Origin of the sequence: Micromonospora sp. D75 (genome assembly GCF_018070405.1) — a bacterium.
GTDB lineage: Bacteria > Actinomycetota > Actinomycetes > Mycobacteriales > Micromonosporaceae > Micromonospora > Micromonospora chalcea.
In genome coordinates, this window is the sequence record NZ_JAGPXV010000999.1 from 1 (window position 1) to 1264 (window position 1264).

The 1264-nt window shown below is 73.3% G+C and carries 1 protein-coding gene and 1 pseudogene; both read left to right on the forward strand.

Going from position 1 to position 1264, the window contains the following annotated elements:
- Positions 1 to 859, forward strand: an 859-nt coding sequence (locus tag KBX39_RS31460) for a hypothetical protein (RefSeq protein ID WP_210874051.1), incomplete at its 5' end; no start/stop codon positions are given.
- A 203-nt stretch (positions 860 to 1062) separates the two neighbouring features.
- Positions 1063 to 1264 (forward strand): annotated as a pseudogene (locus KBX39_RS31465) (MFS transporter); the annotation flags it as partial.

Genomic DNA, 1264 nt, shown 5'->3' on the forward strand with positions numbered 1-1264 from the left:
GCGGGTCCACTTCGACCGGGCCGTCGAGCGCGGCGGCATCAAGACCGCGCTGGCCCGCTCCAAGTACGACGCCAGCGACATCGTCGCCAAGCTCGCCTACTACGGCGTGCTGCTGGTCACGCTCCAGCTCGCGTTCGGCATCTGGGGCCCCAACCCGATCTCCGACCTGATCGCCGGTGTGATCGCCTGGCTGCCCCGGGCGTTCGTCGCCATCGTCATCGTGGTGGTCGCCGCGGCCATCGCCCGTGCGGTGAAGGACATCATCTCCAGCGCGCTCGGCGGCCTCTCCTACGGCCGGGTGCTGGCGAACCTCGCCTCGGTGTTCATCCTGGGCCTCGGCGTCATCGCCGCGCTCAACCAGATCGGCGTCGCCACCACTGTCACCACTCCGGTGCTGATCGCGGTGCTCGCCACCGTGGGCGGCATCCTGGTCGTCGGCGTCGGCGGCGGCCTGGTCCGGCCGATGCAGAGCCGCTGGGAGAACTGGCTGACCCGGGCCGAGGAGGAGTCGCGCACCATCGCCACGCACGCCCGCGCGTACCAGGCCGGGCGCCGCGACGTCGAGGCCCGCCTGGCCGCCACCGGCCCGTACGCGGACTCCGAGCTGACCCAGCCGGTGAGCCGGGACGCCGAGGCGGACCTTACCCAGCCCGTCCCCGCGTACCCGGCCACCCCGGCCGCCGCCGGTGCGGACGCCACCGAGCCGGTGCCGACGGAGGCCACGCAGCACATTCCGGCGTACGCGGACTCCGACCGCACCCAGCCGGCCACGCCGCGTCAGCCGACCGCCGAGCAGGCCGCGGACAGCGAGGCCACCATGGTCATCCCGCAGGCCGACGTGGAGAAGTTCCGCCGCTGACCTGGCGGCAGTGACACTCGGGGCGGGACCGCACGGTCCCGCCCCGATCTCGTGCCCGCCGGGGGACCACCGGGGCGCCTCGCGGCGGATAGGATCCCGGCATGACCTGGCGATGTTGATGCCCTACTGAGCGACGAGGCCGCGGGCCGCCGCGGACGCCGTGCATTCCGGCCGGTGTCCGTCACGTCCCGTGGGAAGGTCCCATGCTCGTCGCTCCTGCCCGCGTACCCGCGACCCGCCGCCTGGCGGCGACGCTCTACGGGTACGCGTTCCTCACCGACCTCGTCCTGCTCTACCCGCTCTACGTGCTGCTGTTCGCCGACACCGGGTTGTCGGTCGGGCAGATCTCCTCGCTGTTCGTGCTCTGGGCGGCCGCCGGCATCGTGCTGGAGGTGCCCTCCGGGG